Consider the following 15,056-nt stretch of genomic DNA (forward strand, 5'->3'; position numbering starts at 1 on the left):
CATTAAAGCAATCAGCCATTTTTTCATTGGGTATCCTTTTTATACTTTTAATAAAAAACAAAAAACCCGCGCCCCTTCTCAATCATCAAAATAGCATGCTTGAGAAATGACGCAGGTTTTGCCTGTTGCAAACAGTAACAATCCAGTTTTGCCGGACAATAGCACCATCAATTTTAAATGGCAGTAATTATTTTATCTCGGGCTTATATTTGTGATCGCCTTCAAGTCTTTTTTTGGGATGATTTAGTCAGGTGATTTTTTCTCTGCTTAACCAAAGAATGGCTTATGCGTGAAATTAAAACAGGGAGGATGTCATCTTCATCTGGAATGATATTATGATACTGGTCACAGAAAAGGAATAGCCCCTCTGGACCTTGAGCGGCTTAGACGGTATTTTCACAGCCATCTCAGGATTGTTACTGAAATAAGGCAAAACCTAAGACACTTGTTGCTCTGCATGGGCGGCGGGTGTCTTAGGTTTTTTTTTGCTTGTCATAAGCACCTGTTCCCCTTATCCGAGGAGTTACGATGAATTTACTGAAAGTTATTGCCCCGTTGTTCGCTATATGCGCTTTTTCGGTTCAGGCCGGAGCGGCACCGCTGAAAATATTGGTCGTCAACGATGATGGCTGTGAATCGCCGGGTAGTATATCGCTTCAGGATAAACTTAAGGCAAAAGGCTATGATGTCTGGATGGTTGCTCCGGCCACGAATCAAAGCGGTATTGGCTCGGCCATTACCTTCAAAACGGGGAAAATTTTTGATGTGAAAAAGGTCGCCGAGCAGCGCTATTGCTTCCCGGGCACGCCAGCGGACTCGGTCGACTTTGGACTCCATGGCCTGCTGAAAGAGGCCGCGCCTGATTTAGTGATTTCCGGCGTCAACGACGGCCCGAATACCGGGATGGCACAGGTGAATTCCGGAACCGTCAGCGCCGCCGCTCGCGCAGTTCGCTACGGCGTCCCGGCCATTGCCGCCAGTATTGGCTATCGGTTTACCGACGAAGAGATGAAAAATAAATGGCCAAGTACGCATAAATACTGGCCCGACTCCGTCGATTATGTCGTTGGCGTTGTGGATAAACTGAATAGTCAGCGTGTGAAAGGGCAGCCGTTATTACCTGCGGGTACCGGGTTAAGTATTAACTATCCGGCGCTGGCGTCGGCGGATATTAAAGGCGTGCGCTATGTCGATAATCAGCGTTTTCCGGTCGCCCAAATTGGCTACGATATTCTGCCCGACGGTACGGCGAAACAGACGATGAATCCACAGTCGTTAAAACCGGTACTCGACGACAGTGATTCTGGTTGGCTGAATAAAGGCTATATCACCTACACCATTTTCGATGGTTCATGGAATGCGCCGCAGTATGAAGCCCAATATAAGGCATTGCTGAATCCCTGAAACGTGGCGGGTGGCGATGGTCATTAAAAGCTCATTGCCAGCCCTACGCCATAGCCGCTGGTGCCGTTGCCGAACATATAGCGCGCCACCAGCCGCGTTCGGGTAATAAAGACCGGGTACTTGCTGCTGTCCATTTCAATGCCCAGTCCCACCGAGCTCAGGCTATCGAATCCGAGCTTGCCGCGCTGCTCGCCGAGGTATTCGGTGTGCGCGCCCTCCAGCACATAGCGCACCGGGCTTTTCAGCAGCGTCCAGTCGAACAATGGCGCACGACGGCGCAGATACAGCCCGAGGTTTTGTGCCGTGGCGCTTCCTTCAACGGCACGAGAGGTGCTGCCGAAGGTTTGCAGATTCATTCCCGTGTAGCGTAACTCCACATCGATATCCTGTGCCGGGGAGAGAAGCTCATAGTCGAGCATCAACGAACCGCCCAGCCCGTAGGCATTGAGTCGGCCGCCGTCGAGGAAATCGTAATCGGCGTTTTTATGCCGCTCCAGCGCCCAGGCGCCCACGCGCAGATCGCTGGCCATGGTGCCGAGCATGACGTTGGCGATGGGACGCAGCACCAGATTGCCGCCCCAGCGGTCGCGGTGCAGGTTGAAATCCCAGCCGATACCGCCGGTGGTGGTCAGGCTGTTCCATTTGGTAGGAATACGTCGACTCTGGTCGCCGTCGCTGATCACAAACTGCGGATCATAACGGCTGTAGCCCAATGCGCCTTCCAGATACAACGGAAAGGACTCCCCCATGGTGGCGCCGCCGCCAAACTGGGTAATGGAGAGCTCGGTTTTATCATCGGAACCGGAGCCAATATTGAGATCGCTGGCGGTGATATCCGGCACGATCATAAAGCTCATTAAGGTCAGCACCGCGTCGGCGCGCTGCTTGATCCGCTGGCCCTCCGCCGCTACGGCATCCGGGCTGAATGCCAGCGACGCGAGCAGGAGTAGGGTGATGCCGGGATATGCTGCAATCATGGTGCGAGCAGCCTCAACCAGAGAAGATAGATTAACTATAGAGCAGGATTTCTTGCTCAGCGCAGCGGTGGAGCAGACAAAACCTTACACTCACCCCCTTGCGGATCATTGAGTATTGTTTATGATTCGTCGGTCCTGATTGATTGGGTGAATAATGCATAATCGTCCGCTGGTAGCAAAATGGCTGTTGATGATGACCTGTCTGGCGATGGCTATCTGCCTGGTCCAACGGGCTGTCTATCTGCACCATTTTCTTGCGCAGGCCAGCAACCCGGTTCAGGTCTTCTCCAGCCCGGCAACTCCGGAAGCGGAACTTGGCCCGTCACCGTGTCAGCTGAGCGCCAGCTCGCTACTGTGCGCCCAGCCGATGTTCTTTGACGGCGCGCTCCCTGCCGTTATCCTCTTCCTGGCCCTGATGCCGCTGTTTGTCGAAGTGCGCGCGTTTGTCTTTCGCGACGTGCCACGGCGACCGCCAACCTTACGAATACACCTCAAAAACTGCGTTTTCCGTGAATAAAACATCGCCGTCTTAGCGATTTCATTTTTCATTTACGGAGAAAACACATGTTGAATATCTTCAGGGGATTCCTCCTCCTGTTGCTCAGCTGCACGGGCATTGCCCACGCAGCGGATAGCGGGTGGTTAACCTCCCCGCAAAACGATCACGCCCGCATTCGTTTCCAGGCCGAAAGAGGCGAGGGCCGAGTGTACGGTCTGCTGACCGTTGAACTTCAGCCCGGCTGGAAAACCTACTGGCGCTCGCCGGGGGAAGGGGGCGTTGCGCCCGAGATAGTCTGGCAGAACGGCGAGAAGGCGCAGTGGTACTGGCCGGTGCCGTCGCGCTTTGACATTTCCGGGCTCACCACGCAAGGCTACCATCGGCGGGTGGCGATTCCGATGATCATCACCGGGAACCTCGGGGATACGCTGGCTGGAACGCTCACGCTGTCCACCTGTAGCAACGTCTGCTTGTTAACAGACTACCCGCTGCAACTTAATCTTAATCATCCCACCGACGAAACCTTCCAGGACGACTTCGAACAGGCGATGCGGACGGTTCCGGCCAGCAGCGGCGTTTCCGCCGATCTCAGCGCGCATCTGGCAGGGAAGCAGTTGGTGATTAGCGGAACAACGCCGGACGAATGGCGCTCGCCGGAAATCTATTTCGACCCGCTGGACGGGGGCATTCTGCCCGGAGAGCCTCAGGTGCAAACGCGCGGCAAGGCGTTGACCGTGACCGTACCGGTCACCGACGAATGGGGTGAAGTTCCCGCGACGCTGGCAGGGAAAACGCTCTCTTTTGTGCTCACCAATCATGACCGGGCACAGCAAACGACCCTCACGGTCGGCCCTGATAGCGCTGCATTGCACGATGACACGGCGACCGGCCTGAGCCAGATGCTGCTGTTTGCGCTGCTCGGTGGTCTGATCCTCAATCTGATGCCCTGCGTGCTGCCGGTGCTGGGGATGAAGCTCAGCGCGGTGCTGCATGCCGGTACGGACAGGCGTAAGATCCGGCTACGCTTTCTGGCGACCAGCGCGGGGATCCTGTTCTCCTTTGCGCTGCTGGCGGCGATGGTCTCCGCGCTGAAGCTGACGGGGGCGGCACTCGGCTGGGGCATTCAGTTCCAGAACCCGTGGTTTATCGGCCTGATGGTGGCCGTCACCTTTGTGTTTGCGCTCAATCTGTTCGGCGTGTTCAACGTGCTGCTGCCATCGACGATGACGGACAGAATGGCGACGGCAGGGGGCATCGGTACGCTGGGCAGCTTCTTTGAAGGGGTCTTTGCCACGCTGCTGGCGACGCCGTGTTCGGCACCGTTTCTCGGTACCGCTGTCGCCTTTGCGCTGGGCGCACCGCTGACGACGCTGTGGCTTATTTTTATCGCGCTCGGTATCGGCATGGCCCTCCCGTGGCTGCTGGTGGCAATGGTGCCGAAAATCGCCTTGCTGCTGCCGCGCCCAGGACGCTGGATGAACGGGGTGAAAACGCTGCTCGCATTGATGATGCTGGCCTCCAGCCTTTGGCTGGCGACGCTGCTTGCCCAGCATATCGGCGACAGAATCAGCGGGGTTATGGTGCTGACGCTCACGCTGCTGGCGCTGTTCGCTTTTATCTTCGTAACCAAACGTCGGGGAGCGAGTTTCTTTATGGTTCTGGTTTTGCTGGTGGCCTTAAGCGGTTACCAGCTGCATGGGATCCTCCAGGCTTCGCCTGCGCCCAGGGCTGAAACGGCGATCCGCTGGCAACCCTTGAGTGAAGCGGCAATTGCACAGGCCGTCGCGGACGGGAAGCGGGTCTTTGTCGATATCTCGGCAGACTGGTGCGTGACCTGCAAAGTGAATGAAATACGGGTATTGAATCAGCCGGAGATTATCGCCGCGCTGAATGTGCCTGATGTGGTAGCCCTACGCGGTGACTGGAGCCAACCCTCAGATGCCATCGCTGCTTTCCTGCAAAAACGTAACCGCTTTGCCATCCCTTTCAATGAAGTCTACGGGCCGGGGCAAGCCGTCGGCGAGATCCTCCCGCCGCTGCTGGACAAAAAGACCCTGTTGACCGCTCTGAACCCTGTTAAAGGTGAATAATCCATGAAAAAAACGCTGATTTTTGGCTTGCTGATCCTTGCTTCACTGCGTGCCTTCGCCGCGCCGCCGCTGACGCCCGCACAGGAAGCGCGCGTCCAGGAGCTGGTGCAGGAGACCCTGATTAACCATCCGGAAATCCTCGCTGCGGCGGCGGAAAAGCTCGACCAGCAGAGCGCGCAGGCCGATCGCGAGCAGTTGCAGAGGGTATTGAAGCAACATGAAGACTTTCTCTTCAATGACCCGAACTCTCCGCGCATGGGGGCGGCGCATCCCCGGTTGACGCTGGTCGTGTTTACCGACTACAACTGCCCGTACTGCAAGAAATTTGACCCGTATCTGGCAAAAATCGTGGCGAAATACCCCGACGTGGCGGTGGTGTTTAAGTTTCTGCCTTACCGCGCAGAAAGTTCGGTCACCTCGGCACGCGATGCGCTGACCGTGTGGCGTACGCATCCTGAGCAGTTCCTCCGTTTCAACGATATCCTGATGGCGAGAAAGGGCTATCACGATGATGCCAGTATTGCTGAAGCGAAAAAGAAAGCCGCAGTGGTGGTGGATAAGCCCGATGAACAAAGCCTGGAAACGCTGAAGAAAAGCCTGGCGGTCGCGCAGCAGCTTGGGATTCAGGGCACGCCCGCCACGCTGATTGGCGGCGAACTGCTGTCGGGCTGGATCCCGTATGAACAATTTGACGCAATGGTCAGCGAAGCGCTGAAAAAACAGTAAATTGACTCGCGGGGGGACTCCCCCGCGTTAAGGAGAGACGAGTATGAAACCGATCGCGCTGATGGCGTTATCCTTAATCCCGACGCTGGCCTTTGCCAGCGCGCCGCTGCCCGACATTGTAAAACGCTTTAGCGAGCAGCAGAACATCACGATAGTCAAAGAGATAGACGCCCCCGGCGGCATGAAAAGCTGGGTCGGTCAGTATCAGGATATGGGCGTGACGCTGTTTCTGACGCCGGATGGCAAGCACGTGGTGTCCGGTTATCTTTATGACGATAAAGGTAAAAACCTGAGTGAAGACTATTTCAAAAGCGAAATTTATATCCCGATGGGCCGGGAGATGTGGCAAAAGCTCAACAGCGCCCACGCGCTGAAAGAGGGGGCCGATACGGCGGAACGCAAGGTGGTGGTCTTCGCCGATCCGTTCTGTCCGTATTGCAAAACGTTCTGGTCGGCGGCCCAGCCCTGGGTGGCGGCGGGTAAAGTGCAGCTTAATACGCTGTTGGTGGCGTTCCTCAACCCACAAAGCGGGCGTAACGCCACGGCCATTCTGAACGCCGATGACCCGGTGGCGGCCTGGCGGGAGTATGAGCTCTCTGGCGGCAAAAAACTGCCGCCGTTTACGGGCACCACGCCGCGTGAAACCTTCAATTTGCTCCAGCAGCACCAGAAGCTGATGGACGATCTGGGGGCGAGCGCGACACCGGCCATTTATTATATGAATGATAAAAATGAGCTGCAGCAGGTGGTCGGCATGCCGGATGAAAAGCAACTGATTGACATGTTCGGCCCACGCCCCTAAGTCATAGCAACGTGCGCGCTGGGGCGGGGGTGACCCCTCCGGCGCCCGTTTAGCCCCAGACGTGGATAAAATTCAGTAACACGGTCACGATGACCCAGGCTAACAAAAAATAGCGCCGCTTGTCGTTGCGAGATTCCAGCGCGGAGAAATAGTTGGCGCTGTAAAAGGTGGAGACAATAATCGCCAGCGTGACGACGATATGCCATACCGATTCCCGGATGCCAACACAGGCGCTGACGGCGCTAAAACAGAGCACGATAGCAATGCCGTTAAGCGCGTTGCACATCAGCCAACCCCACAGGCTGGCGGGCCGGACAAACATTTGTTCGAGTCGTAATACCAATGAACTATTCACCCTGTAAATATAAAGTGCGCATAAAATGCAGCTTATGCGTAGGCGTGTAGTTGACCAAAATCAACGTTGTGGGCTGATGTCGACAATTATGTCCTGAATGTTGAGCGGTGTTGGCGTACAGACGGCCAGACTGAGCGCATTTTGCTGGCAATGAGCAATAAAATGCGTCGCAGGCTGCGTGCTGTCGATGTCGGCCATCTGCCACACGCCGCCGCCGCGCTGCTTCACGATAGCCTCTTTTTGCGTCCAGATGCGCCAGAAGGCGGCAAGCTGGTGTTCCGGGCGTTCGGCGGCAATTTCCGCCTGTTCGCCGTCGCTATAAAACGCGCTGACCAGCGATGGCCAGCGCGGGCGCGGGCGGATAACCTCGATATCGCAGCCCACTTCCCCTTCATCGCTGAGTAGCAGGGCGATGTTGTCGCCGCTGTGGCTCAGGTTGAACCACAGCGCCTGCTCCCCCCCAAACGCCGGTTTCCCCTGTTCGCCATAGATAATCTCCGGCAGCGGCGAGCAGACGTGGCAAAGTAGCGCCCGACCCGCCAGCCAGGCGGCGCGTCTTGCGCCCGGCGGTGCCGCCGCCATAATTTCTGCGGCGAGCGGAATGGCGCTTAAGGCCGGAATGTTCCCCAGATAAAGCCGGTACATTTCAGGGCCAGCGTTGAATAATCATCGAGGTGTTGATGCCGCCGAAGGCAAAGTTATTACTCTGCAGGAACTCGCAATCCACCCGGCGGGCCTTCTCCATGATGTAGTCCAGCGTGCCGCAGTTTTCATCCGGATGCCGCAGGTTGAGCGTTGGCGCAAACCAGCCTTCGCGCATCATCTGCAGACTCATCCAGGCCTCCAGCGCGCCACAGGCGCCGAGGGTATGACCAAAATAGCCTTTCAACGAGGAAAAGGGGACGTGGTCACCGAATAGGGCCGCTGTTGCCTGGCTTTCGGCAAGATCGCCGCGATCCGTTGCGGTGCCGTGGGCCGAAATATAGCCGATATCCTGCGGACTTAAGCCTGCCACTTTCAGCGACTGCGCCATACAGATTTGCATGGTTTCGCGCTGGGGTTGGGTGATATGGGCGGCATCGCAGTTGGTGGCAAAGCCGACGATCTCGCCGAAGATGGTCGCGCCGCGCGCTTTTGCGTGCTCCAGTTCTTCAAGAATGAGCGTTCCGGCACCTTCACCCACCACCAGACCGTCGCGTTTCTCGTCGAACGGGGAGGGCGTTGTTTTCGGTTGGTCATTGCGCTGGCTGGTGGCGAACAACGTATCAAAGACCGCCGCTTCTGAGGGGCACAGTTCCTCTGCGCCGCCCGCGACCATCACGGTCTGGTAACCGTGGCGGATGGCTTCCCACGCGTAGCCAATCGCCTGGCTGCCCGAGGTACAGGCGCTGGAGGTGGGGATAACCCGCCCGCGCAGGCCAAAGAACAGGCCGGTATTCACGGCGGTGGTGTGCGGCATCATCTGCACGTAGGTGGTGGCGGTAATGTTATTGGTGTGCTTCTCGGTCAGCATGGTGGCGAATTCGCTCATCGGGCCGGTGCTGCCGGTTGAGGAACCATAGGCAATCCCGGTTTCACCATTAGTCAGCACCTTATCGTCGAGCAAACCCGCCTGCTCCAGCGCCAGCTCGGTGGCCCGCGTCGACAGCAGCGACACGCGGCCCATCGCGCGGATGCGTTTACGGGTGTAATGGTCCGGCAGCCTGAAGTCTTCTATCGGCGCGCCCAGCAGCGTTTGCAGCCCGTCGAATTCCTGCCATTCCGGCATATACCGTACGGCGTTTTCGTAGGCCAGCAGCCGGGTGGAAACGTCCTGCCAGTTATCGCCAAAGGCGGTGACGCCGCCCATCCCGGTAATCACCACACGGCGCGTCATAGCATCCCTCCATTAATGGAAATAACCTGGCGAGTCACGTAACCGGCAATATCGGACATCAGATAAGCGGCCAGTCCGGCCACTTCGTCCGCCTGGCCCATGCGTTTCATCGGGATAGCGGCCATGGCCTCTTTCAGTGCCGTCTCTTCCATCTGCAGCATGCCGGTATCGATAAGGCCCGGCGCAATGCAGTTGACGGTGATTTTGCGTTTTGCCAGCTCTATCGCCAGCGCTTTGGTGGCGCCAATAATGCCCGCTTTGGCGGCGCTGTAGTTCACCTGGCCCCGGTTGCCCATCACGCCAGAGACGGAAGAGAGCGTGATAATGCGTCCTCCCTGGCGCGCGCTAATCATCGGCATAATACAGGGCTGAATGACGTTGTAGAAACTGTCGAGATTGGTGTGGATCACCGCATCCCAGTCGTCATCGCCGAGCGCCGGGAAGGCGGCGTCGCGCGTTATGCCAGCATTGCTCACCACGCCGTACCATGCGCCATGCGCCGCAATATCCTGCTCCAGCACCGTGCGGCACTGCGCACGATTTGCGACGTCAAATTGCAGCAGACGACCCGCGCCGCCAAGGACATGAATCGCTTCCAATGTCTCCTGCGCGCCGGCCTCGTCATGATGATAATGAACGCCGACCACAAAACCTTCCGTCGCCAGCTTTTGGGCGATGGCGCGCCCGATCCCCTTGCTGGCACCGGTCACTAAAACTGAACGACTCATGCGCACGCTCCTTGTTGAAAGAGAGAATGAAGTTCTTCCGCCGTCGGCTGGAAGGTATTCACACGACCCGATGCCAGCGGCTCCGCGCCGACATGAATTGTGCATTCAAAGCTGCCGAAACGTTCGTCCTGCATCAGGCGGCTGATGGCGACAGAAAGCGTTTTTCCGCCCGGCAACGCGCCCGCGGTGCAAACCAGCTCACGGGCGCCGAGCACCATCCCCAGCGCCATCGCCTCCAGCCCTTTCTGCTGACGATGCCAGCCGGACCACACGCCGACAGTCTGCGCCATCAGCTCCAGCGCGAACCAGCCGGGGAGGTTTCCTTGCGGATCGAGATACGGCCCCAGCACGCCGTTGGACGTTACGGCGACGCAGCACATGGCGGTTTCCTCGGTCACGCTCACCACCTCTTCCAGCAGCAGCATCGGGGCGTCGTGCGGCAGATAGTCGCCGGGTGATAAATAGCGGCTCATGAAACCCTCCCGAGCAGGATGCTGGCGTTGTTGCCGCCAAACGCGAACGAATTTGACAGGATAACCGGGCGCTTCAGCGTCTGCGGCTGCGTAATAATCCCGCAGGGTGCCAGTGCCGGGTCGCGCGGCGACAGGCTAAAGTCCTGGGCAGGAAGCGGTAGATTTCGTTGTAATATTAACATGCTGAGCGCCGCCTCGGTGATGCCTGCCGCGCCCAACGTGTGGCCGGTCAGGTGCTTGGTGGAACTACAGGGTACCGCTTCGCCAAACAGCGCGTTCACCACGCGAGATTCGATCCGATCGTTCAGCGGCGTTGCGGTGCCGTGCAGATTAATGTAGCCGATATCGGCAGCGGCCATCTCCGCGTCGTTGAGCGCTTGCTGAATCGCGCGAATCGCGCCTTCTCCCTGGGGATGTGGCGCGGAAATATGGTAAGCATCGCTCGACTCGCCGACGCCCAGCAGCGCGATAGGCTGCGGCTCACGCGTCAGCAGCATCAACGCCGCGCCTTCACCGATGGTGATGCCGCAACGATCCTGAGCAAACGGCTGGCACCGCGTGGTGGAGAGCGATTCCAGGCTGTGGAAACCATTAATCGGCATCCGGCTCAGAGTGTCCGCGCCGCCGACGATCGCCACGTCCGCCAGTCCGGCCTCAATCAGGCGACGACCGCTGATGATCGCGCGAGCGCTGGAGGAGCAGGCGGTTGAAAGGGTAAACGCCGGGCCGTCTAGCGCCAACCAGTGGCTGAGAAAGCGCGACGGGTCGCCCAGTTCCTGCTGCGGATAGCGCCACGCGGTGCTGGCTTCGCCGTTCAGGGTCAGGTTGACGTGTGCGTCGCCCTCATCCAGTCCGGAGGTACTGGTCCCGAGCACCACGGCAACCCGCTCATGGCCATACCGCATGATGGCGGCATCCACCTGCGGCTGAATCTGCGCCAGCGCGGCCAGCAGCAGCTGGTTGTTGCGCGAGCGGTGGTCGCGAAAGGTATCAGCAATGACGGGCAGCTCGCCGTCGACGCCGCCCAGCACTGCCTCGGGATGTCCCTGAAGCCAGCCGGTTCTTGGGCGCATGCCGGGGGCCACGCCGCGCGTCAGGTTCGCGGCGATCTCATCGAGCGTGTTGCCCAGCGCATTGATCATGCCGACTGCCGAAATATAGATCATCTCAGTCACCCAGATATTGAATGGTGATGTGGTATTTAAAAACGTGCTGCGCAATGCTGATTGGCTCACGTTTGCCGTGGCGGTTGAGGTAGGTGATTTCGGTCACCAGCTTACCACGCGCGTTGCGCAGCTCGCGCTTATCGCCGCTGTCGGTCAACGTCCAGCCGGCGGGCAACTGCGGCTGCCAGGCGCTGATGGGCCAGTGGCTGAGCATCACGTCGGCCAGTACCTGGCTGGCGGGCGGCAGCTGTGGCGCAACGATCGACTGTTCGGTGTGCAGCCCGTGTTCGTCGTAGGTGGCGAGAAACAGACGAATACCGACCGACGACAGGCCCGCGAGGGTGAGTTTTTCATCATCGGCGTTCAGCATGACCAGCAGCGACTGGGTCTGACCGTTGAAGCTGCCGGTCAGCAGCTGCTGAGAACGGAGCGCCGGAGAGATGCCCGGCGCCGGTAGGGGCACGCGGGTTCCCGGCTCCAGCCACGCCTGCGGGCGAGCGGATGGCGCCGGTGGCGTGTGGCTGCAGGCGGTCAGCAGCAGAGTGCCTATCAGAAAAAGGGCGCTGATTGCCGGATGGCGACACGCGTCGCGGTACGCTGTAGGCCGGATAAGGCGACGCCGCCATCCGGCAAAAAAGGTCGCTGTCATCATCGTTATTTCTTCTCTCTTTTCGTCGGCATCGCCAGCGGCGATAGCAGAAAGGCGGTGAAAATGCCGCTCACCAGTACGATACCGAAACTGCTGATGGCCTGCGTGGCGCTAAAGACCAGCATGCCAAGCGTCAGCAGGGTGGTCAGCATCGCCAGCGTAATCGCCAGCAGCGACGTCAGCGGCGTACCGCGCGGATTGCTGAAAAATAGGGTGTAGTTAATACCGATCCCCAACACCAGCACCAGCGCCAGCAGCGAGAACAGGTTCAGCGGATGTCCACTGAACGCCAGCACCGCCAGCCCACAGCCTAATGACAGCAGTGAGGGGACCAGGCTGATGACCCCTTTCCGCCAGCCGAGGCGGGCGATTGCGCCACAGGCAATCACCGCCAGCGCCACGCCCAGCAGGCCGGTCAGAATATGGCGATAGAGCGCGAACAGCGCATCGAAAGTGTGTTTACGATCCACCCACGCCACGCCGGGCTGTTTTTTACTCAGCGCATCCAGCGCCGCGCTTTCTTTGACCCCTTCAGCGGGTACCAGCACGCCGCTTTCACCGTTGGGCAGCGTCAGCCACAGCAGACGCCAGCCTTCACTGGCCGGGCTGCTCAGCCAGCTATCGACCGTCACCGGCATAGGTTTGAGGTCCGGATTCACCATGGAGATCCCGGCACGGCCTAGCGCCTGAGCTATGGCGGGCGCGGCGGTTTGCAACGCCTTGAGATCCTGCTGCTGCCGGGCGAGGGAATTCAGCGGAATCGTGCGATAGCCGCTGATCCAGCCGCGTTGTTTCGCTTGCTCCAGCGCGGGAATAAACCCTTCCAGCCGCTCCAGCGTTTGCTGTGCAGAGCTGCCGTAAACCACAAACCATTTTTGATCGACGGGCTGCCCGGTTAGCGCGGTAATCGCCTTTTCCTGCGCCAGAATGTGCTGCGGTAGCGCCTGAAGCTGCGAGATATCGTCATCGACGCGCAACGCGGCGAGGCCCGCCAGAGAGAAAAGCGCCAGCGCCACCGGCAGGCCGACGGACAGTTTTCGGTTGCGTCGCCATGCGGCCAACCAGCGCAGCATCAGCCCCCGCGCCGGAACCGGGCGCACCGGCAGACCACGACACAGCCACGGATGCCAGAAAATCACCGTCAGACAGGAGGCGGAGAGGCCGACGGCGGCAAATACCGACATCTGCCGAATAGCGGGGAAGGGGGCGAGCATCATGATCAGATACGCCGCCACGGTGGTCAGCAGCGCCAGCAGCAGCGCGTTACGCACTTTGGCGAGGCTTTGCCACGGCGAGGCTTCCGCGCCATGCACCATGCGCTCGGTCAGATAGTAGAGCGTGTAGTCGGCGGAAATACCGATAATGCTCATGCTCATCACCAGCGTCATCAGGTGCAGCTCGCCGAACGCCAACAGCGTGACGACGGTGCCCGCCAGCGCGCCGATGGCGATGGAGGTCAGACACAGCAGCAGCGGGCGCAGCGAGCGGAAAGTGAGAAGGATCAACAGCACTACGCCGAGTATCGTTGCTGTGCCGAGCGTTGAGATATCCTGCTTCGCCTGCTGGCTGGCGTAGTCGCTGTAAAACACCGTCCCGCGCGACAGCAGCTGTGCCTGCGGATGGCGGGCCTTCAGCTCGCTTTCCAGTGTGCTCAGCGTGGTTACCAGCCGGTGCGTTTGCTGCATGTCGAACGACGAGCCGGACAGCTCGCCGTGCAGCAGATACCAGTAGCGTCCGTCGCCATCCTGCGTCACCAGCCAGCCGTCCATCAGCCTTAGCCGCTGGCCATTTTTCGCCATCGCCAGCTGCGCGCCGCGCATCAGCATCAGCGGGTCGTTTTGCAGCTCTTTGCCGCTCACGCCGGAGAAGGCCGAATAGAGCTGGGAGAGGATCCACTGCACCTGCGCTGCGCCGCCGTTTTGCAACCGCGCGCGGGTCTCCGGGTCAATCAAGCCGTTACGGTGCTGCCAGAAAAAAACGCCCCAGGCTTGCTGGCTGTCGGCATCCATCGGGCCTTTGACTTCCGCCAGCGCCTGCGATTTTTCCAATAGCGCCAGCCAGTCGCGGGCGACCTGCGGGTCGGCCTGTTTGCCGGGGCTGACCAGCCAAACCAGCTGACGGTCGAGGCGCTGCATAAACCCGTCGTTAAGGCTCGGCGGAATCGCGCCCATTGCCTGTTTCGGCAGCATGGCCAGCACGCTGCTGTTCAGCCGCGCTTTCGGCAGCAGCGTCAGCAGCGCCGCCAGCATCAGCAGACAGCAGAAAGCCCACAGCAGCGCCGGGCGTTTACTGGGCGGCAAAGCGTTGGCGTTCGTCATCGGTCAGTTGGGCGGGCGTCAGCTGGTGTTGAGAGAGGACAATATCGGTGCGATCGCCCTGTTTATCGTTGAGCACAATGCGCTGCAGATAGTCTTTACCGGCCAAATCAATGGTGGCGAAGATTTTATCCAGCGGCGTCGTGGTTGGCGTCAGGCTTAGCGTCCAGCGGCCTGCGCCCTGGTCTTTAAAATCGACGCGGAAGTTTTGCTCAAGCACGGCGCGATCGGCCTGAAACAGTGCGCGCAGCAGGTGGTTAAACTGGAACATTTGCGGGTTGTTTTCCGCGGTGATGGTCTGCGGCGGCTGGCCGTTAATGGCCTGCACCATGCGTTTGTCATCGAGCAGGAGCTGCATCGGGAACGGGCTGGTTTGATCCCACAGCAGCCCCCGATCGCGGGCAATCAGCATCGTCCCCTGAGAACGCAGCGGCTGCGGCAGATCCTTGATGGTCCGGGTCTGGTCGAAGTGTGCGCGAATCACCGGCTGTTCGGTAAAGCGTTGTTGCAGCGCGTCGAGCGTCAGTGCGCTGACAAACGGGCTTATCAATAGCGCCAGCAGCGGCAGCCATCTCATGGCGTGACCCCCATACGTTCAAACAGAATATCCGGGCTGACGAAGCACATCTCGCCGCTGGCGTCGTCCACCGCCACCTGGATGGTGTAGCCGCTGGTGGCGCGCTGGCCGCTTTCGGCATCGAAAATGTCGTAGTTGATGCGCAGGCGGTTTTCAAACTCGCCAATGCGCGCGCGGACGCGAATGCGCTGCTCGAAGGTCAGCGGGTGACGGTACTTCACGCGGGTATCGACCACCGGCCACAGGTAGCCGGAGGCTTTCATCTGCCGATAGCCGTAGTTGAACTGGTTTAGCAGCGCTTCGCGGGCGATTTCGAAATAGCGGAAGTAGTTGCCGTGCCAGACGACGCCCATCATGTCGACGTCGTGAAAAGGAATGGTCAGCTCAACTTCAGCCGTAAAACGGGGATCGTTTAGCAC

General features: G+C 59.1%; 16 protein-coding genes. 5 read left to right on the plus strand and 11 right to left on the minus strand.

The window, feature by feature from the left end; genetic code table 11:
• Positions 1-528 precede the first annotated feature (528 nt).
• On the plus strand, positions 529-1,404 hold the full coding sequence (gene surE, locus NNN71_RS06535) for a 5'/3'-nucleotidase SurE (protein WP_271458134.1): 876 nt from the start codon (positions 529-531) through the stop codon (positions 1,402-1,404).
• A gap of 23 nt (positions 1,405-1,427) precedes the next feature.
• Here the strand turns inward: surE and NNN71_RS06540 are convergent, their stop codons facing one another.
• Positions 1,428-2,381, minus strand: coding sequence for a hypothetical protein (locus NNN71_RS06540; RefSeq protein WP_167576262.1), 954 nt, complete (start codon positions 2,379-2,381; stop codon positions 1,428-1,430).
• A 154-nt stretch (positions 2,382-2,535) separates the two neighbouring features.
• Here NNN71_RS06540 and NNN71_RS06545 point away from each other — a divergent pair, with 154 nt between their 5' ends.
• The 4 genes from NNN71_RS06545 to dsbG are packed head-to-tail and all read left to right on the plus strand — an operon-like array spanning position 2,536 to position 6,498.
• Entirely contained in the window at positions 2,536-2,898 is a 363-nt protein-coding gene (locus NNN71_RS06545; protein WP_163447887.1) for a hypothetical protein, read from the plus strand.
• Between the two features lie 47 nt (positions 2,899-2,945).
• The gene (locus tag NNN71_RS06550; RefSeq protein WP_271458135.1) at positions 2,946-4,970 is read left to right on the plus strand and encodes a protein-disulfide reductase DsbD family protein; all 2,025 of its coding nucleotides are present in this window, start codon (positions 2,946-2,948) and stop codon (positions 4,968-4,970) included.
• 3 nt (positions 4,971-4,973) lie between these two features.
• A complete protein-coding gene (locus NNN71_RS06555) occupies positions 4,974-5,696 on the plus strand; it encodes a DsbA family protein (RefSeq protein ID WP_271458136.1) in 723 nt (240 codons plus the stop codon).
• Between the two features lie 43 nt (positions 5,697-5,739).
• On the plus strand, positions 5,740-6,498 hold the full coding sequence (dsbG, locus tag NNN71_RS06560; protein WP_163447890.1) for a thiol:disulfide interchange protein DsbG: 759 nt from the start codon (positions 5,740-5,742) through the stop codon (positions 6,496-6,498).
• A 49-nt stretch (positions 6,499-6,547) separates the two neighbouring features.
• Here dsbG and NNN71_RS06565 read toward each other — a convergent pair whose 3' ends face one another.
• From NNN71_RS06565 to NNN71_RS06610, 10 genes are all read right to left on the minus strand, one after another.
• The gene (locus NNN71_RS06565) at positions 6,548-6,784 is read right to left on the minus strand and encodes a hypothetical protein (protein ID WP_064548925.1); all 237 of its coding nucleotides are present in this window, start codon (positions 6,782-6,784) and stop codon (positions 6,548-6,550) included.
• Between the two features lie 129 nt (positions 6,785-6,913).
• Positions 6,914-7,498: a 4'-phosphopantetheinyl transferase AcpT gene (gene acpT, locus NNN71_RS06570; RefSeq protein WP_271458137.1), complete on the minus strand. Its 585-nt coding sequence runs from the start codon at positions 7,496-7,498 to the stop codon at positions 6,914-6,916.
• A gap of 1 nt (position 7,499) precedes the next feature.
• Positions 7,500-8,729 (minus strand): beta-ketoacyl-ACP synthase, encoded by a 1,230-nt coding sequence (locus NNN71_RS06575; protein ID WP_271458138.1) that lies wholly within the window; start codon positions 8,727-8,729, stop codon positions 7,500-7,502.
• Positions 8,726-9,457, minus strand: a complete 732-nt coding sequence (locus NNN71_RS06580) for a 3-ketoacyl-ACP reductase FabG2 (protein ID WP_271458139.1) — start codon at positions 9,455-9,457, stop codon at positions 8,726-8,728. Before NNN71_RS06580 ends, NNN71_RS06575 begins: the two co-directional genes overlap by 4 nt.
• Positions 9,454-9,930, minus strand: coding sequence for an ApeP family dehydratase (locus NNN71_RS06585; RefSeq protein ID WP_271458140.1), 477 nt, complete (start codon positions 9,928-9,930; stop codon positions 9,454-9,456). Before NNN71_RS06585 ends, NNN71_RS06580 begins: the two co-directional genes overlap by 4 nt.
• Positions 9,927-11,096 carry a beta-ketoacyl-[acyl-carrier-protein] synthase family protein gene (locus NNN71_RS06590; RefSeq protein WP_271458141.1) on the minus strand — a complete coding sequence of 390 codons (1,170 nt, stop codon included), beginning with the start codon at positions 11,094-11,096 and terminating at the stop codon, positions 9,927-9,929. Before NNN71_RS06590 ends, NNN71_RS06585 begins: the two co-directional genes overlap by 4 nt.
• A gap of 1 nt (position 11,097) precedes the next feature.
• On the minus strand, positions 11,098-11,748 hold the full coding sequence (locus NNN71_RS06595; RefSeq protein WP_271458142.1) for a DUF3261 domain-containing protein: 651 nt from the start codon (positions 11,746-11,748) through the stop codon (positions 11,098-11,100).
• 2 nt (positions 11,749-11,750) lie between these two features.
• Positions 11,751-14,063: an MMPL family transporter gene (locus NNN71_RS06600; protein ID WP_271458143.1), complete on the minus strand. Its 2,313-nt coding sequence runs from the start codon at positions 14,061-14,063 to the stop codon at positions 11,751-11,753.
• A complete protein-coding gene (locus NNN71_RS06605; RefSeq protein WP_271458144.1) occupies positions 14,032-14,637 on the minus strand; it encodes a LolA family protein in 606 nt (201 codons plus the stop codon). The genes NNN71_RS06600 and NNN71_RS06605 overlap by 32 nt, the downstream gene beginning before the upstream one ends.
• Complete coding sequence (locus tag NNN71_RS06610) at positions 14,634-15,056, minus strand: acyl-CoA thioesterase (protein ID WP_064548941.1); 423 nt, start codon at positions 15,054-15,056, stop codon at positions 14,634-14,636. Before NNN71_RS06610 ends, NNN71_RS06605 begins: the two co-directional genes overlap by 4 nt.

This window comes from Kluyvera sp. Awk 3, assembly GCF_028069715.1.
GTDB lineage: Bacteria > Pseudomonadota > Gammaproteobacteria > Enterobacterales > Enterobacteriaceae > Kluyvera > Kluyvera georgiana_A.

Coding starts and splice junctions, on each gene's coding strand:
- NNN71_RS06580 (WP_271458139.1), bottom strand. CDS start 9,457: ATGAGTCGTTCAGTTTTAGTGACCGGTGCCAGCAAGGGGATCGGGCGC.
- NNN71_RS06550 (WP_271458135.1), top strand. CDS start 2,946: ATGTTGAATATCTTCAGGGGATTCCTCCTCCTGTTGCTCAGCTGCACG.
- dsbG (WP_163447890.1), top strand. CDS start 5,740: ATGAAACCGATCGCGCTGATGGCGTTATCCTTAATCCCGACGCTGGCC.
- NNN71_RS06545 (WP_163447887.1), top strand. CDS start 2,536: ATGCATAATCGTCCGCTGGTAGCAAAATGGCTGTTGATGATGACCTGT.
- NNN71_RS06585 (WP_271458140.1), bottom strand. CDS start 9,930: ATGAGCCGCTATTTATCACCCGGCGACTATCTGCCGCACGACGCCCCG.
- NNN71_RS06595 (WP_271458142.1), bottom strand. CDS start 11,748: ATGATGACAGCGACCTTTTTTGCCGGATGGCGGCGTCGCCTTATCCGG.
- NNN71_RS06575 (WP_271458138.1), bottom strand. CDS start 8,729: ATGACGCGCCGTGTGGTGATTACCGGGATGGGCGGCGTCACCGCCTTT.
- NNN71_RS06565 (WP_064548925.1), bottom strand. CDS start 6,784: ATGTGCAACGCGCTTAACGGCATTGCTATCGTGCTCTGTTTTAGCGCC.
- NNN71_RS06555 (WP_271458136.1), top strand. CDS start 4,974: ATGAAAAAAACGCTGATTTTTGGCTTGCTGATCCTTGCTTCACTGCGT.
- NNN71_RS06540 (WP_167576262.1), bottom strand. CDS start 2,381: ATGATTGCAGCATATCCCGGCATCACCCTACTCCTGCTCGCGTCGCTG.
- NNN71_RS06600 (WP_271458143.1), bottom strand. CDS start 14,063: ATGACGAACGCCAACGCTTTGCCGCCCAGTAAACGCCCGGCGCTGCTG.
- acpT (WP_271458137.1), bottom strand. CDS start 7,498: ATGTACCGGCTTTATCTGGGGAACATTCCGGCCTTAAGCGCCATTCCG.
- surE (WP_271458134.1), top strand. CDS start 529: ATGAATTTACTGAAAGTTATTGCCCCGTTGTTCGCTATATGCGCTTTT.
- NNN71_RS06605 (WP_271458144.1), bottom strand. CDS start 14,637: ATGAGATGGCTGCCGCTGCTGGCGCTATTGATAAGCCCGTTTGTCAGC.
- NNN71_RS06590 (WP_271458141.1), bottom strand. CDS start 11,096: ATGATCTATATTTCGGCAGTCGGCATGATCAATGCGCTGGGCAACACG.